The organism is Streptomyces sp. SudanB182_2057 (assembly GCF_964272715.1).
Lineage (GTDB): Bacteria > Actinomycetota > Actinomycetes > Streptomycetales > Streptomycetaceae > Streptomyces > Streptomyces rubradiris.
In genome coordinates this window covers 804,032-826,154 of record NZ_OZ186798.1, presented here as the reverse complement: position 1 = coordinate 826,154, position 22,123 = coordinate 804,032, and the positions used below count along the sequence as shown (strand labels likewise).

At 75.4% G+C, this 22,123-nt stretch carries 16 protein-coding genes; 6 read left to right on the top strand and 10 right to left on the bottom strand.

The window, feature by feature from the left end:
* Nucleotides 1-7: 7 nt before the first annotated feature.
* The 5 genes from ACSURM_RS03310 to ACSURM_RS03290 all read right to left on the bottom strand — a co-directional run bounded on the left by ACSURM_RS03310 (nt 8) and on the right by ACSURM_RS03290 (nt 8,830).
* Nucleotides 8-2,758 (bottom strand): SpoIIE family protein phosphatase, encoded by a 2,751-nt coding sequence (locus tag ACSURM_RS03310; protein WP_436953306.1) that lies wholly within the window; start codon nt 2,756-2,758, stop codon nt 8-10.
* A 136-nt stretch (nt 2,759-2,894) separates the two neighbouring features.
* Nucleotides 2,895-5,447 (bottom strand): SpoIIE family protein phosphatase, encoded by a 2,553-nt coding sequence (locus tag ACSURM_RS03305; protein WP_436953304.1) that lies wholly within the window; start codon nt 5,445-5,447, stop codon nt 2,895-2,897.
* 153 nt (nt 5,448-5,600) lie between these two features.
* Nucleotides 5,601-5,876: a DUF1232 domain-containing protein gene (locus ACSURM_RS03300; protein WP_289971315.1), complete on the bottom strand. Its 276-nt coding sequence runs from the start codon at nt 5,874-5,876 to the stop codon at nt 5,601-5,603.
* A 31-nt stretch (nt 5,877-5,907) separates the two neighbouring features.
* Nucleotides 5,908-7,128, bottom strand: a complete 1,221-nt coding sequence (locus tag ACSURM_RS03295) for a hypothetical protein (RefSeq protein WP_436953302.1) — start codon at nt 7,126-7,128, stop codon at nt 5,908-5,910.
* Between the two features lie 337 nt (nt 7,129-7,465).
* Nucleotides 7,466-8,830 (bottom strand): FAD-dependent oxidoreductase, encoded by a 1,365-nt coding sequence (locus tag ACSURM_RS03290; protein WP_436953300.1) that lies wholly within the window; start codon nt 8,828-8,830, stop codon nt 7,466-7,468.
* 234 nt (nt 8,831-9,064) lie between these two features.
* Here ACSURM_RS03290 and ACSURM_RS03285 point away from each other — a divergent pair, with 234 nt between their 5' ends.
* A complete protein-coding gene (locus ACSURM_RS03285; protein ID WP_436953298.1) occupies nt 9,065-9,697 on the top strand; it encodes a GNAT family N-acetyltransferase in 633 nt (210 codons plus the stop codon).
* 40 nt (nt 9,698-9,737) lie between these two features.
* On the opposite strand, the gene ACSURM_RS03280 is transcribed toward ACSURM_RS03285, so the two are convergent.
* A complete protein-coding gene (locus ACSURM_RS03280; protein WP_436953296.1) occupies nt 9,738-10,460 on the bottom strand; it encodes a lipoprotein in 723 nt (240 codons plus the stop codon).
* Nucleotides 10,461-10,529: 69 nt separating this feature from the next.
* On the bottom strand, nt 10,530-11,186 hold the full coding sequence (locus tag ACSURM_RS03275) for a class I SAM-dependent methyltransferase (protein WP_436953294.1): 657 nt from the start codon (nt 11,184-11,186) through the stop codon (nt 10,530-10,532).
* Between the two features lie 96 nt (nt 11,187-11,282).
* Here ACSURM_RS03275 and ACSURM_RS03270 point away from each other — a divergent pair, with 96 nt between their 5' ends.
* The 3 genes from ACSURM_RS03270 to ACSURM_RS03260 all read left to right on the top strand — a co-directional run bounded on the left by ACSURM_RS03270 (nt 11,283) and on the right by ACSURM_RS03260 (nt 15,318).
* Nucleotides 11,283-11,741 carry a flavodoxin family protein gene (locus tag ACSURM_RS03270; protein ID WP_436953292.1) on the top strand — a complete coding sequence of 153 codons (459 nt, stop codon included), beginning with the start codon at nt 11,283-11,285 and terminating at the stop codon, nt 11,739-11,741.
* A 1,342-nt stretch (nt 11,742-13,083) separates the two neighbouring features.
* Nucleotides 13,084-14,061 (top strand): hypothetical protein, encoded by a 978-nt coding sequence (locus ACSURM_RS03265; protein ID WP_436953290.1) that lies wholly within the window; start codon nt 13,084-13,086, stop codon nt 14,059-14,061.
* Between the two features lie 507 nt (nt 14,062-14,568).
* Nucleotides 14,569-15,318, top strand: a complete 750-nt coding sequence (locus tag ACSURM_RS03260) for a DUF4239 domain-containing protein (RefSeq protein ID WP_436953288.1) — start codon at nt 14,569-14,571, stop codon at nt 15,316-15,318.
* Here ACSURM_RS03260 and ACSURM_RS03255 read toward each other — a convergent pair.
* A complete protein-coding gene (locus ACSURM_RS03255) occupies nt 15,300-16,295 on the bottom strand; it encodes an acyl-CoA desaturase (protein ID WP_436953286.1) in 996 nt (331 codons plus the stop codon). The two genes, ACSURM_RS03260 and ACSURM_RS03255, sit on opposite strands and share 19 nt — an antisense overlap.
* A 237-nt stretch (nt 16,296-16,532) precedes the next feature.
* On the opposite strand from ACSURM_RS03255, the gene ACSURM_RS03250 reads away from it, so the two are divergent.
* Both ACSURM_RS03250 and ACSURM_RS03245 read left to right on the top strand, forming a co-directional pair.
* On the top strand, nt 16,533-18,701 hold the full coding sequence (locus ACSURM_RS03250; RefSeq protein WP_436953284.1) for an acetoacetate decarboxylase family protein: 2,169 nt from the start codon (nt 16,533-16,535) through the stop codon (nt 18,699-18,701).
* Between the two features lie 26 nt (nt 18,702-18,727).
* Nucleotides 18,728-18,988 carry a hypothetical protein gene (locus ACSURM_RS03245; RefSeq protein ID WP_189988823.1) on the top strand — a complete coding sequence of 87 codons (261 nt, stop codon included), beginning with the start codon at nt 18,728-18,730 and terminating at the stop codon, nt 18,986-18,988.
* Nucleotides 18,989-19,011: 23 nt separating this feature from the next.
* On the opposite strand, the gene ACSURM_RS03240 is transcribed toward ACSURM_RS03245, so the two are convergent.
* Both ACSURM_RS03240 and ACSURM_RS03235 read right to left on the bottom strand, forming a co-directional pair.
* Nucleotides 19,012-20,631, bottom strand: a complete 1,620-nt coding sequence (locus tag ACSURM_RS03240; protein WP_436953281.1) for a peroxidase family protein — start codon at nt 20,629-20,631, stop codon at nt 19,012-19,014.
* 103 nt (nt 20,632-20,734) lie between these two features.
* Nucleotides 20,735-22,027, bottom strand: a complete 1,293-nt coding sequence (locus tag ACSURM_RS03235) for a cytochrome P450 (protein WP_436953279.1) — start codon at nt 22,025-22,027, stop codon at nt 20,735-20,737.
* Nucleotides 22,028-22,123 lie beyond the last annotated feature (96 nt).

Here is a 22,123-nt window from a genome sequence, read left to right as displayed (position 1 = left end):
GCCGTGCTCACGGCAGCGGCTGTTCCGCCCAGATGACCTTGCCGTGCGGGGTGTAGCGGGTCCCCCAGCGCTCGGCGAGCTGGGCCACCAGGAACAGGCCCCGGCCGCCCTCGTCGGTGCTCGCCGCGTACCGCAGGTGCGGTGAGGTGGTGCTGCGGTCGGAGACCTCGCAGATCAGCGTGCGGTCCCGCAGCAGCCGTACCCCGATCGGGCCGCGCCCGTAGCGGATGGCGTTGGTCACCAGCTCGCTCAGGATCAGCTCCGTGGTGAACGCGAGCTCCTCCAGGCCCCAGTCGGCCAGCCGCCGGGTCACCGAGGACCGCACCTTGGCCACCGCCGCCGGATCGGACGGCACCTGCCACTGCGCGACCCGGTCACCGCCCAGCACCCGGGTGCGGGCCACGATCAGCGCCACGTCGTCGCTCGGCCGGGCCGGCAGCCGGTCCAGCACCGCTCGGCACGTCTCCTCCGGCGAGGCGTCCGGGCCGCGCCGCAGGGCGTCGCCCAGCAGGGCGAGCCCCTCGTCGATGTCCCGTTCCCGGTCCTCCACCAGACCGTCGGTGTACAGCACCAGCCGGCTGCCCTCCGCCAGCTCCAGCTCCGCCGTCTCGAACGGCAGCCCGCCCAGGCCCAGCGGGGGCCCCACGGGCACGTCCGGGAACTCCACCGCGCCGTCCGGTCGCACCAGCGCGGGCGGCGGATGGCCGGCCCGGGCCACGGTGCACCGCCGGGACACCGGATCGTAGATCGCGTACAGACAGGTCGCGCCCGTCACCACGGCACCGCCCGCCGCCCCGCCCGCCGCCCCGGTCTCGTCCTGGTCGAGCCGCCCCACCAGCTCGTCCAGCAGGCCGAGCAGTTCGTCCGGCGGCAGGTCGAGCGCCGAGAAGTTGTGCACGGCCGTCCGCAGCCGCCCCATCGTCGCCGCCGCGTGCAGCCCGTGCCCCACCACGTCCCCGACCACGAGCGCCACCCGGGCCCCCGACAGCGGCAGCACGTCGAACCAGTCGCCGCCGACCCCCGCCTGGGCCGGCAGATAGCGGTAGGCGATCTCCAGGGCGCCCTGCTCCGGCAGGGAACGCGGCAGCAGGCTGCGCTGGAGGGTGACGGCCATGCTGTGCTCGCGGGTGTACCGGCGGGCGTTGTCGATGGACACCGCCGCCCGCGTCACCAGCTCCTCCGCCAGGGACACCTCCTCGGCGTCGAACGGCTGCGGCTTCTCCGCCCGCCAGAAGTTCACCAGCCCCAGCACCAGGCTGCCCGCGCGCAGCGGCACGGTGATCAGCGAGTGGATGCCGTAGTCCAGCACCTGGTCGGTGCGCTCCAGGTCCTGCGCCCGCCAGCCGGGCGCCTCGCGCAGCCGCTCCACCACCACCGACTGCCCGGTGGTCAGCGCGCGGGCCTGCGGCGAGGTGGGCACGAACCGGATCCGCGCGCCGGCCGGATACAGCGGGGCGTCCTCGCGCACCCCCGCGCAGGCCGTGCGGCGCAGCGCCGTGCCCGGGCGGGGCTCCTCCCCGCCGAGCACCGCGTCGAACAGGTCCACGGTGGCGAAGTCCGCGAACCGGGGCACCGCCAGAGAGGCCAGCTCCTCGGCGGTGCGGGTCACGTCCAGGCTGGTACCGATGCCCACCCCGGCGTCGTACAGCATGTCCAGCCGCTCCCGGGCCACCTCCGCCCGGCCCGACAGGGCGCGCAGCTCCGTGGAGTCGCGCAGCGTGGTGACGCTGCCGGCCGGGCCGCCGCGCAGATCGGTGGGCCGCTGGTTGATCGCCAGCAGGCGGTCCTTGACCAGGTGCACCTCGTCCGTGGCGACCCGCCCCGAGGCCAGCAGGCCCGCCGTCTCGTCGTCCAGGCCCAGCTCCAGCACGTGCCGCCGCTCGGCGTCCGCGGGCAGGTCCAGCAGCCGCTGGGCCTCGTCGTTGGCGAGCAGCAGCCGGCCGTCACCGCCGACGATCAGGACACCCTCGCGGACCGCGTGCAGCACCGCGTCGTGGTGCTCGTACATCCGGGTCATCTCGTACGGCCCGAGGCCGTGCGTCTGACGCAGCAGCCGCCTGCTGACCAGGGCCGTGCCCGCGGTGGCCAGCGCCAGCGCGGCGGCGGCCGCCGCGAGCAGCAGCGGCAACTGCTGGTCGGCGGTGCCGCCCACGTGCGCGGTGGTGATCCCGGCGGACACCAGCCCCACCACCTTGCCCGCCGGGTCCCGCACCGGCACCACGACCTGCACCAGCGGGCCGATGGTGCCGGTGATGTGCTCGGTGACCGTGCGGCCGGCCAGCGCCGGGGCGATGGTGCCGACGAACTTCTTGCCGATGCGGTCGGTCTTGGGGTGGGTGTAGCGGACGCCCCGGGTGTCCATCACCACCACGAAGTCCACGCCGGTCGCGACGCGCACGGCCTCCGCGCGCGGCTGGAGCACGGCCGTGGGATCGGGGGAGCGCAGGGCCTCGGCCGTGCCCGGCGCGTTGGCGAAGGTCTGCGCCACGGCCAGGGAGCGGTTGCCGGCCTCCACATCGGTGTCGTGCCGTACCTGGAGCACCTGGGCGACCACCGCCGAGACGACCAGCAGCAGCACGATCACCACTTGCAGGAGGAACACCTGGCCGGCCACGCTGCGCCCGGTCACCGCCGACCGGAGCACCCCGGACCGGCTGCCGCCCGGGTCATGTGCCCGGCGCCGCGGGCTGTGCGGTGCGCGCGGGTGCCCGGACGTTCGGGGCGGCCGGGGAGCGGACCGGCCGGGCAGTCGCACCATGTGCCCATGTCTACACTGCCCGGCGCCGTGAGGCGAGAGCGTCACCCGAGGCGCCGACGGCCGACCGGAGGGCACCCGACCGGCCCCGGGAGCGCCCACGGGCCGTACGGGAGGCCGGGGCGTCGGCGGGGTGGGCTCACGGGCCGGGGGCGGGCGCCGGGTGGCGGCCGTGGTGTCCCGGCGCCGGGGGCGGCGGATGGCGGGCGGCCAGCAGGAGGGCCACGTCGTCCGGGCGGTCGGCGGCCAGCCGGGCGGCTTCGGTGAGCCGGTCGGCGACCGCGGCCAGGGAACGCGCGCCCGTCCCGCCACGCCGGCGCACGGCGGCACCGGCCTTGGCCAGCGCCAGCCGCAGCTCCGCGATGCCCTCGTCGATGTCGGCGCCGGGCCGCTCCACCAGACCGTCGGTGTACAGGGCCAGGATCGCGTCCGGCACCAGCACCAGCTCCGTCACCGGGTACCGGGCGTGCGGATCCACCCCGAGGACGACACCGCCCGGAACGTCCAGCACCCGGGTCCGGCCGTCCGGGCAGCGCAGCAGGGGCGGCAGATGACCAGCCCGGGCGATCCGGGTCCGGCCGGTGGCGGGGTCCAGCCGCAGACAGCAGCAACTGGCGAACTGGCCCGGGTCCAGGCCGATCAGCAGGTGATTGGTGCCGCTGAGCACCTCGTCCGGCGGCCGGTCGCCCAGCGCGAACGCCCGCACGGCGCTGCGCAACTGGCCCATGGTGGCCGCCGCCTGCACCCCGTGCCCCTGCACATCGCCGATGACCAGCGCCAGCCCGTCCCCGGACTCCACCACGTCGTACCAGTCCCCGCCCACGTCCATGCCCTGCGTCCCCGGCAGATAGCGGCCCGCGGTCTCCACCCCGGGGTGCGCCGACAGCCGGCGCGGCAGCAGCGCCTCCTGGAGCCCGCGGGCGAGGGCAGCCTCGCTGTCGTAGCGGCGGGCCCGCTCCATCGCGTGCGCGATCAGCCCCGCGAGCGCGGTGAGCACCGTACGCTCCTGCGCGCTGAACCCGCGCGGCCGGTCGAAGCCGAGGATGCAGGAACCCACCGGCCGCCCCGAGGCGATCAGCGGCAAGAAGGCGCGCGCCCCCACGGCCGCGTCGAGGGCGAGCCCCGGATAGGCCGCCCCGAGCTGCGCCATGGACTCGAAGAACAGCGGCCGGCCGGTGGTCAGGGTCTCCACCCCCGGGATCCGCGCGTCCAGGCCGACGCCCTCGAACGAGTCGAGGAACCCCCGCGGGAACCCGGTTTCCCAGGCCAGGTGGAGCCGCCGCTCCTGGAGCAGATAGATGGCCAGCCGCCGGCCGCCGAACGCGGGCAGCAGCTCCCGTACGACCACCGCCGACACCTGCCGGGCGGTCACCGCGTCGGTCAGCGCGATGGCCAGCGCGATCGGCCGGTACAGCGGTGCCATCGAGCGGTCGTCCGGCTCCACCCCCTCGTCCGGGTGCGCCCGGGGCGCCGGGCCGGCCGCCGGGTCCATCCGGCTGGCCGGGACGAGCGTGCAGGTCAGCAGGTCCGCCCCCGGATGCACCGACACGGCCAGCCAGTCATCCCCGCCGGGTCCGTCCCGGTCGCCGGCCGGCCGCCGCGCGTGGAAGCACACGGACTCCGGCGCGAGCAGGGCGCCGCGCAGGTGGTCGTCGTACGGCGGCCCGGACAGCCAGGGCAGCGCGTCCCACAGCGCACGCCCGAGCAGCCGCTCCCGGCACCGGCCCACGAGCCGGGCCGCCGCCGGGTTGGCGTACACGATCACCCCCAGTCGGTCCAGGCAGAGCACGCCCTGCGGCAGCGGGTCGGCCGCGCCCTCGGCGAAGGCGGCCGCACCGGCGTGGAACACCACCCCGGTGACGGCGGGCCCGGCGCCGGGGGTGTCCGCCGGCCACAGGTCCAGCAGTCGCGGTGTGCCGTCCCGGGCCCGCAGGCTCAGCGGCGCGCCCGGCGGCCTCCCGGCCGCGGTGTCGCGCAGCGCGGCCAGGATCCGGTGCGCGTCGGCCGGTGCCAGGGCGGCGGCGAGCGCGTCGGCCGTCCCCGCGAACGCGCCGGGGCCCCGGCCGAGCAGGGTGTGCAGCCGGTCGTCCGCGCGGACCAGGGAGGTCGCCGGGTCCCAGGTGAAGCGCCCCACGGCGGGGCGCGCGGGCCGGGCCGGTGGCGGCCGTACGCAGAGCGGGGACTCGTCCCAGCGGACCGCGCCCTCGTCCCCGCCGGCCAGGCCGAGCAGCTCGGCGCCCAGGCCCTCGGCCAGTCGCACCAGCAGCCCTTGGTCGAGGAGTTCGTCCCCGGTGTCCGTCACCGCCGGGCACAGCACCGTCAGCACCCCGAGCGGCCGTGTCCCGCCCGGCACCGGCACATGCGCCGACCCGAACGGGAAGGGCAGGCCGGCGGCGAACTGCGGGTACCGGCGCATGGTCTCCGTGGCGTTCGGCAGGATCACCGGGCCGCCCCGCCGGTAGGCGTCGGCGACCGGGAAGGGACGGTCGGCGTGCAGCCGCCACCAGGGCCGGAACAGCGGGCCGGGCAGTCCCGCCAGCACCGCCAGGCGCAGCACGTCCGGGGTGTCCGACCGCAGGTACACGCCCGCCGCCCGGCCGCCGGCCGTGCCGAGGACGGCCGCCGAGGCATCGGCCAGCAGCGCGGCCAGCCGGTCCCGCGCACGCACCGCCCGCTCGCCGCTTCCAGCCATCGGTCCCACCTCGTCCCGTGTGCCCGCGCTGGATGACACAGCAAGAATGCGCCACGAGGGGCGGGGGACGCACCTGGGCGGCCCCGTACGTTCTCCGGTCTCACCCCTCGGTACCGTCCTTCGGTACCGCCGGAGGTCGGCCGACGGAGGCCGTCAGCTCTCGGGCGTCCGGCGCGGCAGCGGCAGGCTGCGCAGGGCGAGGAGCAGGACGCCGATGTCGTCCAGGTAGACCGGGTCGGGCAGCAGGTCGGTGGGCAGCAGCAGATAGGCGACCGCGCCCCAGAACACCCAGCGCGGGCCCGTGGGCAGCCCCGCCCGGCGCAGCGTGCGCCGGGTCCGCACCAGCCGCACCAGCAGGGCCACGGCGGCGGCGAGCAGCGCCGCCGCCACGCAGGCCGCGATCAGCAGCAGGGTGGTGGTCGTGTCCATCAGGGCTCCTTGTCCTGGCCGTCCGGGAGGGTCAGGACGGCTTTCCGTCCCCCGGCGCCGCCGTATCGGACGGTGCGGCGGTCCCGGTCGGTGCGGCGGTGTCGTCGGCCGCGCCGGACGGGGCGTCCTGGACGGGTTCCGGCTGCTGGCGTCCCCACACGGGCAGTTTGAGCCGCTCGAACGTCCGCGTCAGCTGGTGCAGCGCACCCGGTGGCCGGGAGCCGGGCCGCTGCTGCGGCAGGGCGGGCGACGGCACGTCCCGGTAGGCGGACAGCGCCTCCAATGCCTGCTCGGCGGCCTGCTTGTACAGGTCCCGGGACTTCGTCATGGCCTCCAGCGCGTCGGCGTACATCGCGACCAGCCGCCGCTCGCGCTCCAGCTGCTCCTGGAGGGTCATCAGGGTCCAGTTCTCGCGCAGATCCGTCAGCGCGTCGGCGGCGTCCTGGGACAGGGGGCGCGGCTGGGCGACGAAGTGCCTTAGCGCCGCGACGAGTTCGGCCGGCTCCGAGCCGTCCAGGAAGACGTTGCGCACGCTGTGCTCCCGGCCGTCGTAGTCCTTCGGCGCCGGGTCCGGCGGCAGCAGGACGGCGCCGCCGCGCGGCACCTCGACGCCCAGGTCCTTCAGTGCCCAGTTGACCCCGCGGAACTGCTGCGGCGTGGCCCGGTGCTCGATCACGCGGTGCCGCAGACCGGGCGGTAGCAGTGCCGTCAGCGGCAGCCGGCCCCGCTCGTCCGGTGTCATCGCCTCGTGCACGACGACGTGGACGCACCACGCCTCCCGGGCCGCGTCCCGCAGCCGGCGGCGCATCTCCTTGTCGTCCTCGGGCAGCGGGTTGACGTGCCGGAAGCGCAGGCCGGGGACCGAGGGGTGGTGGTCCCAGGAGCCTTCGTCGTCGGCGGAGCCGCCGTCGGGCCAGAACAGGGTCGCGGGCGAGGGCCAGGCGTCGTCCCACGGCTGCTCCGCCTCCGCGACCAGCCGCCACTCCTGCCCCTGCGGCCGGCCCTGCGGAGGCAGGAGGGTCAGCCGGGCCCGCACGGTCACCGCGCCGCCGGCCCGCCAGCGGGCCTCGAAGACCCGGCGGCCGGTGTCCCCGGCCGCGGGCGGTTCGGCGAAGTCGTCGATGTCCCCGCTCTCCTTGTGCCGGCGCAGGGTGCGGCGGACGACGTCCTCGGGGGCGGGACCGGTGTGGCGGCCCCGCACCGCCCAGAGGGTCTGCGGGACGGTGGCGTGGTCGGTGGCGGAGTTCGACATGAGCCAATCTGCTGATGGGGGCGGGTGCGCCTCCCAGTATCACCGCTCGGCGGCGCGACGGGGGCGCGGGGGCCGAACCCCGCGCGTCGCCCGGGGGTACGCCCGGCGCACCGGCACGCGACCGCGAGCCCGCGCGGGGCACGGCGTACGCCCGGTCACCCGGGCCGCGACCTCGTCCGCCGCTGCCCCGTCACCCGGGGCCGCGACCTGATCCGCCCACTGAGCGGGGCCGCCGCGGGGGCTGCTCGGTGCGGGGGAGGTTTGGTGCGGGGGCCGCTCGGTATCGAACGCGCCCCGCACCGGCCCCGCGGGCAGTTTCCCCGGCGTGGCCGGGACCTCAGGCCCCGCTCTCCCGCAGCATGTCCTCCCGCTCCACGATCTTCACCCGCTCGCGGCCCTGCGGCTCGCCCAGGGCGCGCTCGGCGGCGTCCAGCTTGTACCAGCCGTCCCAGGTGGTGAAGCGGACGTTCCGCTCGGCGAGGAAGGCGTCCACGGCCTCCGGCTCGGGCGCGGACGGGGCGTGCAGCCGGCCGTTCGCGAAGTCGTCCAGCAGGTTGGCCACGGTCTCGTTGGCGTCGCCCTTGGTGTGGCCGATGAGGCCGACCGGGCCGCGCCGGATCCAGCCGGTGACGTAGGTGGACCGAAGGTGGGTGCCGCCGTCCTCGATGACCCGGCCGCCCTCGTCCGGCACGGTCCCGGAGTCCTCGTCCCAGGGCAGCTTGGGCAGCTTCTCGGAGAGGTAGCCGACCGCGCGGTAGACCGCCGTGACGTCCCAGTCCTTGAAGGCGCCGGTGCCCTTGACGTTGCCGGTGCCGTCCAGGGCGGTGCGCTCGGTGCGCAGGCCGACGACCTTGCCGTCCTCGCCGAGGATCTCCGCCGGGGACTCGAAGAAGTGCAGGTAGAGCTTGTGCGGGCGGTCGCCGACGTCCCGGATCGCCCAGTTCTCCAGCGTCTTGGCGACCATGTCGGCCTGCTTGTTGCCGCGCCGGGTCTCGATCGAGCCCTCGTCGTAGTCGATGTCCTCGGGGTCGACGATGACCTCGATGTTCGGGGAGTGGTCCAGCTCGCGCAGCTCCATCGGGCTGAACTTCGCCTGCGCCGGGCCACGGCGGCCGAAGACGTGGATCTCCACGGCCTTGTTGGCCTTCAGGCCGTCGTAGACGTTCGGCGGGATCTCGGTCGGCAGCAGCTCGTCGGCGGTCTTGGCCAGGATGCGGGCCACGTCCAGGGCCACGTTGCCGACGCCGAGCACGGCGACCTTCTCCGCCTGGAGCGGCCAGGTGCGCGGCACGTCCGGGTGGCCGTCGTACCAGGACACGAAGTCGGCGGCGCCGTAGGAGCCGTCCAGGTCGATGCCGGGTATGGACAGCGCGCGGTCGGCCATCGCGCCGGTGGAGAAGATCACCGCGTCGTAGAAGGCGCGGAGGTCGTCCAGGTTCAGGTCCGCCGGGTAGTCGACGTTGCCGAAGAGACGGATCTGCGGCTTGTCGAGCACCTGGTGCAGGGCGGTGATGATGCCCTTGATGCGCGGGTGGTCGGGCGCGACGCCGTACCGGATCAGGCCGAACGGGGCGGGCATCCGCTCGAAGAGGTCGATGGACACACCGGGGTCGGCGGCCACCTCGGATTTGAGCAGGGCGTCGGCGGCGTAGATCCCGGCGGGGCCGGCTCCGACGATGGCTACCCGCAGGGGGCGCGGCATGATCAGGTTCCCTTCGAACGCGAACGGCGACTTGATCAGGAAGCCTAAACTAAGGCAGACCTTACCTGGTACGGGGGTCTCCTCTATGACCTCATAAGCCGCCCTTATGACTTATCCAGGGTCGCCTTATGTGCGTTGCCGGAGGGCGCCTGCCCGTCCGGCGTGCGGGAGCGCGACCTCGATGCTCGGTCCGATCTCTTGTGGGAGCGCTCCCAAAGGATCAGGATGGGGGTCATGTCCTTCCCTGACGCGGCCCCCGTGATCCGGCCCTACCGTCCCGCCGACCGGGACGCCGTCGCCGACGTCTGCGTCCGTACCGCGCACCTCGGCGGCGACTCCCGGGCGATCTACCCCGACCCGGACCTCATGCCGTCCCTCTTCGCCGAGCCGTACTGCCACTTCGACCCGGACCTCGCCTTCGTGCTCGACGACGGCACGGGCCGGGCCGTGGGGTACATCCTCGGCACCGCGGACACCGAGCGCTTCGTCGCGGACTTCCGGCGCGCCTGGCTGCCCCGGCTGGCCGGCCGCTACCCCGAGCCCGCCGGGCCGCCGCGCACGCCCGCCGAGGAGATCGTCCGGCTGCTGCACCGCCCGGAGCGGATGCTGCTGCCCGAACTCGCCGCCTACCCCGCCCACCTGCACATCGACCTGCTGCCGCGCTGGCAGGGGCGAGGGTATGGCCGACGGCTGCTGCACACCTTCCTGGACGCCCTGCGCGGACAGGGCGTCCAGGCGGTCCACCTGGGCATGGTCACCGCCAACACCGCCGCCCGCGCGTTCTACGACCGGGTCGGCTTCCACCCGATCCCCGTACCGGACGCCGGGCCCCTCACCTATCTGGGCCGGAGCACGGCCAGGGACTGAGCACGGCCAGGGACCGAGCGGGGCCCGGTGGCGGCGGCCCTCAGGAGAGCGCGAGCGTGCTCTTGGCGAGCTCGTACGCGGGCAGCATCTCCTCGTGTTCCGAGGTGTCCATGCCGCCGAGGTGCAGGACGACCGGGCCGTCGGGCGTGCCGACCGCGAAGGCGCACTCCTTCTTGGTCTCCTCCAGGAGCTTGTTGGTCGACACGTACTCCACCTCCACGGCCGGGACACCGCCGCCGGTCTTGAAGGAGTGGTACTTCGCCTCACCCACGCCCTTCTGGGCGGTGACGAACGCGCGCAGCACGCCGCCCGCGTCGGCGTCGCCGGGCTTGCCCTTCCACACGCGCAGGAAGCCGATGTTGCCGGCCGGCTTGGCGTCTATCTCGCAGGCCGCGGTGACCGGCCCCTGCCGCAGCATGGCCGCGGCCAGCTCCCCGGCCAGGTCGCCGTCCCCGCCCTTCGAGACCTGGGCCAGCTCCTTCTCGGCGTCGATGGCCTCGGGCTTCCAGTCCTTGGCCACGCCGAAGCTGACGGGCAGTTCACAGGCCGAACCGGCCGGGCCGAGGGTGCCGCCGCGGGCCGCCGTGGTCTTCTTCCCCGTGTCCCCGGCCGCCGCCCCCTCGGCGCCCGCCGACGCGCTCGTGGACGCGCCCGCCGATGTCTTCCCGTCGTCGTCCGCCGCCCCCGCGCAGCCGCCCAGCAGCATCGCGACCGCCGCCGCGACGGCCACCCGACCGCCGACCGTCCCCACCCTGACCCGCACTGTCGTCTCCCGTTCGATTCGGAGCCGCAACTCTAGCCGAGGGCACCGACAACGCCGGGTGAGTACGGCTCACCGCCCCTCGGGCGGCTGCTCCGGGCGCCGGGCGTGCACGAACAGCTGCGGTTCGGGCGTGGCCCCGGGCAGGTCCGGGGTGAACCGGGAGCACTCCTCGGCCAGCACCGTCAGGCCGGCGCCGGCCACCAGGCCGGTGAACGCCTCCGCGCCGAAACTGGTCACCCGGATCGACTGCCCCATGAACTCGCCCTCGGCGTCCTCCACGTCGAGGGGGACGGTGGCCAGCGCGACCAGGCCGCCGGGCCGCACCACCCGCGCCAGCTTCGCCACGACGGCCGCCTGTTCGGCGCGTGACAGCTGGAGCAGCGAGAAGTACGCGCACACCGCGTCGAAGGAGGCTTGCGCGAACGGCGCGTCACGGATGTCGGCGAGCCGGAACTCCGCCCCGGGCACCTGCCGGGCGGCCAGCTCCACCATGACCGGCGAGACGTCGATGCCCAGCACCCGGTGCCCGGCCCCGGCCAGCGCGTGCGCGGTCGGCCGTCCCGTCCCGCTGCCCACGTCCAGCACCCTGCTGCCCGGCGCCAGCCGCTCCAGCAGCCAGTCCAGGGAGGCCCGGCGCGCCGCGGAATCGGCGAACGCCCGCTCGTAGTCCAGGCCCAGCGCGTCGAACACCACGGCGGCCGGCGACCGGCCGCTCTCCTCGGTCATGACGACTCCTCTCGCGACCCCGGCGGCGCGTCCCTCGCGCCGCCCGGCGCCGCCGGCCGTTTGCGCCCGCGGCGGACGCACGGCAGGGTGCCGGGTGTGCCTACCCTGCTGATCGTCCATCACACCCCGTCCCCGAACTGCCAGGCGCTGTTCGAAGCCGCCGTGTCGGGCGCCACCGCACCGGAGATCGAGGGCGTCCGCGTCGTACGCCGGGCGGCCCTGTCGGCCACCGCCTCCGACGTGCTGGAGGCCGACGGGTACCTGCTCGGCACGCCCGCCAACCTCGGCTACATGTCCGGCGCGCTCAAGCATTTCTTCGACCAGGTGTACTACCCCTGCCTGGACGGGACCAGGGGCCGGCCCTTCGGCTACTACGTCCACGGCGGCAACGACGTCACCGGTGCCGTGCGTGCCGTCGAGACCGTCACCACCGGCCTCGGCTGGCGCCGGGCGGCCGACCCGGTGACCGTCACCGGCGAGCCGGGCAAGGCCGACACCGAGGCGTGCTGGGAACTGGGCGCCACGGTCGCGGCGGGACTGATGCCCGACGCCTGAGCGGCGGCCCCGGCCCGCGCCGGGCGGCGGCCCGGGAAGCATCCGCTCCCTCGGCGCGGCCACCGGAGTGATCCTCGTGCGATTACCTCCGGTGACCGGCGTGGGCCCGAACTCGCCCCGAACCCCTCTGTTAGTCATATTTATGTGTTTATCGGATCATTGGTCGGGTGTGGACGGGCCGTCGGGACACGGCTTCCCGCGGTGCTGCCCCTGATCATGGCCGTGTCGGCCGGAGCGGTGGACCGCGCCGTCGCCGACGGCGCGGGCTCCCACGGGCTCGCCCTGGAGGTCACCGTCAACACCAGGCCCGGCACGGCGGCGACCCGGTTCGGCATCCGCGTCGGACACCCGCTCGTGAAGACGTACCGCCTGATCAACCGGACCGGGGCCGACCTCTACGACGTCCGGGTGAGCGACCCGGGCCTGCCCGACGCCGTCATCCGCTGCCCCGGCGGCGGCGATCACGTCCGCATGCTCCGCGGCCTCTCCTCGGCGACCTGCACCGCGCGGTCCACCGCGCGCCCGGGCACCTGGATCGCGGACGTCACGGCCGTCGGCCGGGTGCCCTCCCTCGGCTACCAGTCCCGGGCGTCGGCCCGCTCCGGATACGCGGGTGTCGGCGGGCGGCTGTCGCTGACCGAGACCGTGACGACCGGCGGCGAAGTCCCCGACGGCGCCCTCCTCCTCGGCCGGGCCACCGTCTTCTACGACGTGACCAACACCGGCAACCGCACGGTGTACGACCTGCGGCTCATCGACCCGGTCCTCCAGCCCCCCGCCATCGTCTGCGCGACGGGCGACCACACCGTCCCGAGCCTCGGACCGGGCCTCACGGCGCGGTGCGTGGCGACCGTCGAGCGGCCCCCGGGGGAGTACCTCAGCGAGGGACACGTCAAGGGCACCGACCGGCTCACCACGCTCCGGCCCGACGGCTGCCCGGAGAAGCCCCCGAAGCTCAAGGCGTGGGCCACCGGCGGGTTCACGCTGTACCCGCCCCCGCCCCTGCCGCCCCCGCCACCCCCACTGCCCCCGCCACCACCGGTACCGCCGACGCCCGTACCGCCTGCCCCGACCTTCGTCCCCGTACCTCCACCGGCCCCGGCTCCACCCGTCCCCGCCCCGCCGCCTCCGGCTCCGCTGCCACCGCCTCCTGCGCCGGCTCCGCCTCCCGGGCCGGTGCCGCCCGCCGGGCCCCCGGTGCTGCCCCTTCCGCCCGGTGCCGTCTTCCCGCCGCCCCCGCCGCTGCCGCTGCCGGGCGCGCCCGCTCCGGGGGTGGCCGCTCCGGGGGTGGTCGTGCCTGCCCCCGGGGTGGGCGCGCCCGGCGCGGTCGCGGGGGCGGCGGGTGCTGTGGCGGGTGCCGGTGCCGCCGCTGGTGCCGGGGGTGCGGGAGCGGGGGTCGGTGCTGCTGCCGGGGCCGGTGCCGGTGCGGGCGTGGCTGCTGGTGCCGGTGCAGCCGCCGGAGCGGCAGCCGCAGGTGCCGGCGCGGGAGTTGGGGCGGGAGCCGGTGCGGCGGCGGGTGCGGGTGTGGCCGCGGGTGCCGGCGTTGCGGCGGGAGCGGGTGCTGCGGCGGGCGCCGGGGTGGCTGCCGGTGCCGGTGTGGCTGCGGGCGTGGGCGCGGGCGCTGCGGCGGGTGTGGGTGCGGCCGCGGGTGCCGGTGCTGGGGGAGCGGGGGCGGGAGTCGGTGCGGCTGCGGGTGCTGCTGCCGGGGGCGCGGGTGCGGGGGTTGGTGCCGCCGCGGGTGTGGGCGCGGCCGCGGGTGCTGTGGCCGGTGCCGGTGCTGCCGCCGGGGCAGCGGCCGCTGGCGCCGGTGCCGCCGCCGGTGCCGGGGCAGTCGCCGGTGCGGCGGCGGGTGTGGCTGCGGGTGCCGGTGCGGCAGCCGGTGCGGTCGCGGGCGCTGGTGCTGCCGCCGGTGCCGGCGCTGCCGCAGGCGCTGCGGCTGGAGGGGCCGCGGCTGTCGGCGGTGCCGGTGCGGCGGCGGCCGGGGGAGCGGCGGCGGCCGGAGGAGCAGCGGCGGCGGCAGGCGGTGGTGGCGGGGCCGCTGCCGGTGGCGCGGGTGCGGCTGCCGGGGGAGGAACCGCGGGAGCGGCGGCGGGTGCCACGGCCGGTCAAGGCGGAGCCACCACCGGTCAGGGCCAGACCGCCGGAGGCCGGGCCACGGGCGGTCAGGCGACCGGAGGTCAAGCCACCGGAGGCCAAGCCACCGGAGGCCAAGCCACCGGAGGCCAAGCCACCGGGGGACAGGCCACCGGCGGCCGGACGACGGGCGGCCAGGCCACTGGCGGCCAGGCGACCGGAGGCGAAGCGGTCGGTGGCCAGGTGACCGGTGGCCAGGCGACCGGTGGTCAGGCCACGGGCGGTCAGGCGACCGGGGGTCAAGCCACCGGAGGCGAAGCGGTCGGGGGCCAAGCAACCGGCGGTCAGGCGACCGGGGGCCAGGCGACCGGGGGCCAAGCCACCGGAGGCGAAGCAGTCGGCGGCCAAGTCACCGGCGGCCGATCCACCGGTGGTCAAGCCACCGGCGGTCAGGCGACCGGAGGTCGGTCCACCACCCCCACCACCCCCTTCACCGCAACCCCCCGCACTCCCTCCCCCTCGCCCTCCGCCCCCTCCATCATGTCCCGGTTCATGCGGCCCGGAGGCAGGCCGACCGGGCTCGGCCTGCTCGCCGTGCTGTTCCTGCTGCTGATCCCCGCCGCCCTCGCCGCCGCGCTGCTCGGCTCGCGGCGCATCGGCAAGTAACGCCCAGCCCTCAGCCCTCAGCCCTCAGCAATCTCCAGCCCCCGCCCCCGGCCGGGACATCGAATCGAGACGACAGGAGACCGCGCCGATGATCGAGACCTTCGCCGTCGTTCTGGGGATCGCCGTGGTCGCCGCGGGCGCCGTGCTGCTCCAGCACCGCTTCTGGCCGCCCGCCCCGGACGAGGAACCCCGCGAGGACGTCGCCGAGTACATCGCCATGATGGTCAGCGTGCTATACGCCCTCGTGCTCGGTCTGTCGATGGTGGCCGTGTGGGAGACCCGGTCCGCGGCGGAGGACCATGTGCAGGCGGAGGCGAGCGCCGCGCACCAGATCCGGCTGCTCTCCGCCGGGCTGCCCGCGCCGGCGGGCGAACGGACCAGGGAAGCCGTCGACGCGTACGTGCACCACGTGGTGTCCGAGGAGTGGCCCGTCATGGCCGCCGGGGAGCCGCCGGACCGGCGCGGCTGGGACCTGCTGAACGACCTGCGGGCGGCGGGCCAGATCCCGGCCGGTGCCAGTCCCGCCCAGCAGGCCACTCTCCAGGAGACCCTGGCCCAGCTCAGCGTGCTGGACGACGCCCGGCGCGGCCGGGAGGCGGACGTCGGCGACACCCTGTCACCCGTCCTGTGGTTCGGGCTGATCGTCGGCGGCCTGCTGACCGTGGCCTTCATGTTCATGTTCGGCGTACGGCGCAGCGTCACCCATGTGGTGATGGTGATGGGCCTGACCGCGCTCATCACCTTCACCGTGCTGCTGGTCTACGGTCTGAACGAGCCCTTCAACGGCATGTTCGCCGTCGACTCGTCCTCGTTCTCCCGCTATTTCCCGGGCAGTTGACGGTGCGGCGCCCGGTGGCCGGCCGCTTCCTCGTGCAGCCGGGCGGCGATCCGCCGCTGGTCGGGCCAGCGCACGTCGTACGCCCAGCCCCACCGCTCGAACCGGGCGATCAGCCACGCGGTGAGGTCGGGCTGGCCGCGCAGCCCGCCGTGCCGGGCGCTGTTGGGGTCGGCGTGGTGGAGGTTGTGCCAGCCCTCGCCGAAGGTCAGCAGGGCCACCCAGGTTACGTCCCGGGACTGGTCGCGGGTGCGGTAGTGGCGCGGACCGAAGGCGTGGGCCACGGAGTTGACCGACCAGGTGACGTGGTGCACGACCGCGTACCGCACCAGGCTCGCCCAGAAGAGGGTGACCAGCGCGGACCGCGCGTCCTGGGTGACCGCCAGGACCAGGACCGGCGGCAGCGCGAGCGAGACCGCGATGGCCAGCGGATAGCAGCGGTCCAGGCGGCGCACGTCCGGGTCGGCGAGCAGGTCGGGGGCGTAGCGGGGGTAGTGGGAGCGGACCGGTGAGGAGGCGAACCAGCCGACCTGGGCGTGCCACAGCCCCTTCAGCAGCGCCCGCCGGGTGGTGCCGTACTTCCACGGCGAGTGCGGGTCGCCCGCCCGGTCCGCGTACTGGTGGTGGCGCCGGTGCTCGGCGACCCACATCGTCACCGGGCCCTCCATGGCGAGGCTGCCCGCGACCCCGAGGGCGATCCGCAGCGGGCGTCTCGCCTTGAACGACAGATGGGTGAAGTGCCGGTGGAAGCCGGCGGTGATGCCCATGATGGACAGCGCGTACATGCCGGCGCCGAGGACCGCGTCGTACCAGCGCGGCCCCCAGCCGCCGGCCAGGGCGACCGGCAGCACCAGCGCCAGCACGGCCAGCGGGCCTACCACGAGGGTGAGCAGATAGCCGGTGCGCAGCGGCAGACCGACCGGAACGGTATCGGGGAGCGGGGCGGGCGGGCCCTTCGGGTGTTCGGGGGTCACGGTCACGGTGTGTCTCCCGCGCGGCGGGACGGGGTGGTGCAGGGGGTCATGGGCGGCGATTATGCGCCGACCCGGCGGCCCCGGCGCACCAGGCTCGGCGCGCGGCGCGGCCCGCGCGGGCATCCTCTACCTGGATGGATGAAGGTGCGGGCGCGGTCCCGCTGGCCGACCATGGGAGCCGGGGCCGCGCCCGCGGGCGCGGCCCCGGCTCCGCCCCATGTCACCGAGCCGAGGGAGCGTCGGATGCGAGCGGACGGCACCGCACCCGGACGGCCCGCGCCGGACGGCCGGGACACCAGGGAACTGCTGCGCCGGTGCGCGCGGGAGGTGGTGGACGTCGCCGAGGGCGTCCGCGCGGTCTCCGCGCGCACCAGCACCGCGCTGTTCGCCCCGGCCCTGACCGCCTCCGCGCGCCGCCGCCCGCGCACCGGCCTGCCCGCCCAGTGGGCCCTGCTGCGCGCCCTGACCAACAAACACGGCCTCGGCGGCTCGGCGATCACCGCGCCGAAGGGCGTGGGCCACGCCCTCGGCACCGCCGGCGAGGTGCTGGGCCGGGAGAGCCTGGCCGCGCTGGTGGCGGTCACCTCGCTGCGGCTGCGGATCGCCGCCGTGCTGGTCGACCACCCGGAGTTCGTGCGCGACCCCGGCATGCGCCGGCTGACCGAGGCCGTCACCACCGACAAGGACCTGGCGGCCGTACGGTCCCTGCGCGCCCTGTTCCGCGACCAGGGGGCCCAGCGCGCGCTGTCCGGGCTGGCCCCGCTGATGGCCGAACTCCTCGCGATCCGCGCCCTGCTGGACGAGGACCCGTACAACGACGAGACCGGCTGGGCGCTGGCCACCGGCCGCGAACTGTCCGCCGACCCGCTGCACGGCGTCAGCGCCGCCCACCTCGCGGGCCTGGACCGGGGCGAGGGCGCCGCCGAGGCCGTCGGCCTCACCGACCAGGAACGGCAGGTCATCGCCACCAAGGGGTCGTTCCTCGGCTTCCTGCGCAACATCGAGATGCTCTCCACGAACGGGCGGATCCTGCTGCAGAACGTGCGCGGTCCGGACGGCGTGGTCCGCTACGTCCTCCAGGCGCCCGGCATGGCACCGGGCCGCCCCCGCACCGACTCCCCGCAGGACTTCGTCGGCGCCTGGCGCAACCTGTTCATGCCCGACTCGCCGTACACCCGCGCGATCCTGCTCGCCCTGCGGGACTACGGCATCCCCCGCGGCGCCGACCTCGCGCTGATCGGGCACAGCGAGGGCGGGATCGCCGTGATGAACCTCGCCCAGAGCGAGGAGTTCTGCCGCACCTACCGGGTCACCCACGTCGTCGCCGTCGGCTCCCCGGTCGACAACAAGAAGCCCGCCGATCCGCGCACCTGGGTCGCCAGCATCACCAACCAGCACGACATCGTGCCCGTCCTCGACGGCCGCGGCGCGGGCTCCGCGTTCGACCCGCACCCGAACTGGTACGAGGTCGACTACACCGGGCCCACCCACGAGTTCCCGCTGTGCCACATGCTCCACGAGTACATCGAGCACCTGCGCACGGTCGTCCCCGAGGCCCGGGAACGCGTCGACGAGGCCCTGACCCCCTATCGCGGCCCGGTCGTGCGCACCCAGGCATACCAGCTCAAGGACCGCGCCAACCCGCCCGAGGGCTACCCCTTCCTCACCCTGCCCACCACCTCGCTGCCCACCACGGCCGGCCCGGTCGACGTGCCCGTGCGCTACTACGACTCCTCCGCCGCCCACCTGTGCTTCCCCGTCGACGCGGACGCCGCCCGCGGACTGCTGCCCGGCGTCACCTGGATGACGCCGAGCCGGCTGGGCCGACGGGCGCTGGCGGTGCTGTCGCTGTACGAGCACCGCTGCACCACCATCGGCCCGTACACCGAGATCTCCCTCTCCGTGCTGGTGGACGACCTGTGGCGGCCCCGCCCCTACGACGTGGCCCTGGACCTGCTGCGCCGGGTCGACCTGCGCCGCACCGGCCGGTACGTGGTCTCCCTGGCCGTCACCAGTGAGGAGGCGCGGGCCGTCGCCCGGGAGGTCTGGGGCCAGCCCGCGGTCCGGGCGAGCGCCGAGGCCAGGCTGACCGGCCGGGACCTCGCCGTCCGCGCCCCGGAGCTCGGCCTCGCCGTCGACGGCCGCCTCGGGCCCGGCGCGCGCTGCCCCGAGGCCGACTGGATCCTCTACGGCCGCCGCGGCGAGAGCACCATCCGCACCCAGGTCCGGGCCCACGGCCGACTGCGGCTGCACAGCGGCGGCGGCATCCGGCTGCGGCTGGACACCGGGGCCGCCGAACCCCTGGCCGGCCACCTGCGCCGGCTCGGCATCGCCACGGCCCGTCCCCGACTGGTCCTCACCTGCCCCCAGTTCATGCTCCACCGCAGCGCCGGCGCCGTCCTGCCGCGCTGACGCCCCCACCCCCACGGGAGCCCGCCATGGTGACCGAGTCCCCCGACGTCACGTCGTACGATGCCGAACTCCTCGACCGCGCCGAGGCGTTGCGGTCGGACGCCGAGCTGATGGACGAGTACGCCCGGCGGCTGCGGGCCACCGCCGACACGCTCGCCGGCTGCCCGGCGGCCCCGGAGTGGAGCCGCCCCACGTTGGAGCGGCAGGCCGCCGCCTGCGCCACGGCGGCGGAGCAACTGCGCACCGCCGCCGAGGCGTTGCGCACGCACGCGGCGGCCGGTGACTGATCGCGGCCGGACGGCGGGCCCGCTCAGGCCGCCGCGGCCCGGGCGTCCGCCGCGCTCCGGCCGAGCGAGACGACGTAACGCCCCTTGTCCTCGGGCAGGTTGCGGTGCACCAGGTCGGAGAAGCTGCGGGTGTGCCGGATGATCTCCCAGCCCTCGGGGGAGAAGGTGGCGGGCCCGAACAGGCGGGGCGCCAGCAGCGGGTTGTTGAGCGCCTCGGAGAACGCGTCGACGGAGATGATCCGTTCGAGCAGCCGGCCGAAGATCGCCCCGGGCTCCGGCTCCTCCGCGAACAGCCCCACGTGCAGATCGATCGCGTCCACGTCGCCGTACACGTCCATGAGCGCCTGCCGGACCCGCGGGTCGCCGGAGATCTGCCCCGGCTCGGTGACCCGCGGGAAGCCGTAGTAGGCCCGGTAGTCGTTGTACGAGGCCAGCCGCAGCTCCCGGCCGACGGCGACGCTGCGCTCCTCGATGGGCAGCAGCAGCGGGTCGGTGTTGAACAGGCCGGACAGACCGGCCGGCTGCCGGGACAGGTCCTGGAACAGCGGGCCGAGGCCCCGGTCCAGGACTAGCCGCCCGTTGGCGATGGTGTGCGCGAGCGGCACCGGCCGGCCCGCGATGGTGTACGTCGACGGGATCAGGCTGTGCCAGCGGTAGACGAGGCTGAACTCGATCGTCGCCCGGTTCTCCCGGTGCCACACCCCTCGGTCGGTGCGCACCGGATCGAGCACGAAACCGAAGTGGTACGGCGTGATGTGGTTGATGTACTCCTCCAGCATCACCCGGATCATCAGCACGATCAGCGTGTTGCGGGTGGTCTGGAAGAGCCGTTCGTCGTCCCAGTCCGGGTGCGCGGCGGCGAGCAGGCCGGCGACCCGGTTGTGCTCGCGCAGGAACAGGACGTTCAGCGCCATCGGCCCGATGTGCGCGTGCGCCCGCTCCCCGCCCCACGCGAACAGCGTGTCCACGAACTCCTCGGGGACCTCGTCGAACCGCACCGGCCGGATCGCCCGGAACTCCTCCCTGATCCGCCCGCCCTCGCACAGCGCGGGCGGGAACTCGCCGCCGTCGACGATCCGGCTCTTCAGTCGGCCGCCCCGGAAGGCGCGCAGACAGGCGGTGACCTCCTGCCGGTCGCCGTAGAGCTGGCACATGTCCAGGGTGTGCGGCGAGTCGGTGCGCCGCGGGTCGCCGGTGGCCGCGTGCCCGCGCAGGAAGCCGTCGGTGAACCACTGCGCGAACGCCGGCAGCAGCGCGGTGGACCGGGTGCAACAGCGTCCCTCGCCCTCGCGCCGGAACAGCTCGGCCACCCGCTCCGGGGCGGGCAGGTCCCTCCGCGCCCCGGTCACCGGCGGCAGCTGCCGGCCCACCCAGGACCGGTCGGTCAGCGAGTCCCAGGAGGTGTACGGGGCTTTGGTGCTCAGCGGGTTGGGGCGCGGCGGCGCCTTGAGCACGGCCAGGTCGATCAGCCGGGAGTTGAGCCTGCGGTGCAGCCACCGGTTGCGCTGGGCTCTCTGCCAGGCCGGGCCGAAGTGGGTCAGCAGATGTGTCTCGAAGCGGTTGCGCAGCCCGTCCCGGGACCTGTCCCTGGCCCCGGTCCAGGGCGGCGTCCCCTCCTGGGGCGGTCGGGACGTGACGGTCATCGGTCCTCCGGTCGGTTCACGGATCGGTCGCTTCAGGGATCGGTCGACGCAGGGATCGGTCGACGCAGGGGGCGGCCGGTCCGCGGACCGGCCGGGCCCCGGGTCAGGGCGCGGGCACGGCGTCGCGGCCGGACCGCACGGTGTAGTGCTGCGGGAACGGGGTGCCCGCGTAGTCCAGGGCGCGTTCGGCTCCGGGCAGCGGGCGCACGCCGGGGCGCAGCAGCACCCGCCGCACCAGCTCGGGCACGATGACCCGGGCCGCGTACCGGCCGACGCAGTCGTGGGCGCCGTAGCCGAGGACGAGGTCGTGCGCGGGCGGCCGTCCGGGCCGGAACTCGTCCGGCGCGTCGAGCACCTCCTCGTCGAACATGGCCGACGCGAAGCAGGCCAGCACCACGCTGCCGGCCGGGACGAGCGTCTGCCGCCCGGTGCCCGCGGCCAGCAGGTGGTCGCGCACGCACAGCCGGGGCGTGACCGGCACGAACGGGTGGAAGCGCAGCGCCTCCCACACGTAGGCGTCGAAGCGGGACGGGTCGCTCTCGCCCGCCGCGCGCTCCGCCTCCGCCAGCACCTCGGGACGTACGGCCAGTTCCTTCAGCGCGGTGGCCGTGCACTGGGTGGCGTTCTGCTGATAGCCCGTCAGATAGCCGACCAGGTTGGCGTTGACCCGCTCGTCGTCGAAGCCGTACTCGGCGGGCAGCCGGGTGCTCAGCATCCGGCCCAGCACGTCGTCCGGGCCGTCGTCGCGGGGCGCGTCCCGGCGGCGGGCGATCACCTCGGCGACCCGGTCGCGCAGTTCCCGGCCGGCGGCCACGCCCGCCGCGTGGATCTCCGGGTCACGCCCGGGGTTGATGGCGAACGCCCACTGCATCCGGCGCGTGCAGGAGTGCAGCGTCTCCTCGTCGATGCCGGTGAAGCCCAGATAGGCGACCGCGACCCGGGCGGCGGCCAGCCGGGCGTAGTCCTGGACGAGGTCGAAGGTGTCCGCGCCCCGGCCGATCGCCTCGTCCAGCACCTCGTCGGCGATCCGCGCGGTGAGTTCCCGCACCCGGGGCGCGTCCTCGGCGGCGAGCATCAGCTGCCCGTACCCGCGCTCCCGCCAGTGCAGGTCAGCGCCGTCCCGGGCGAGGATGAACGGCCCGCCGAGCACGTCCTCCAGCGCCGGGCCGAACACCCCCACGGTGAACGTCTCGGGCGCCGACAGCACCTCCAGGACATCGGGGTGCCGGGTGACGAACACCCCGATGGGCGTGCCGAACACCGGCCGGCGGGCGCGCAGCTCGGCGAACAGCTCTGCCCTGCCGGTCGTCATGGCCCGCCGCAGCAGGGCCACCCGCTGCGGGACGTCGTCCTGGGGGATCGCGTCATAGGCGGCGAGGAAGTCCATGCCGGTCATTCAGCCACCGGCCCAGGGCCACCGCACGCCGGACGGGCATTCGGGGCAGAGGGGTGCGGGCGGGCGGCGTACGGGCGACGATGGGCGTCCGGGGGA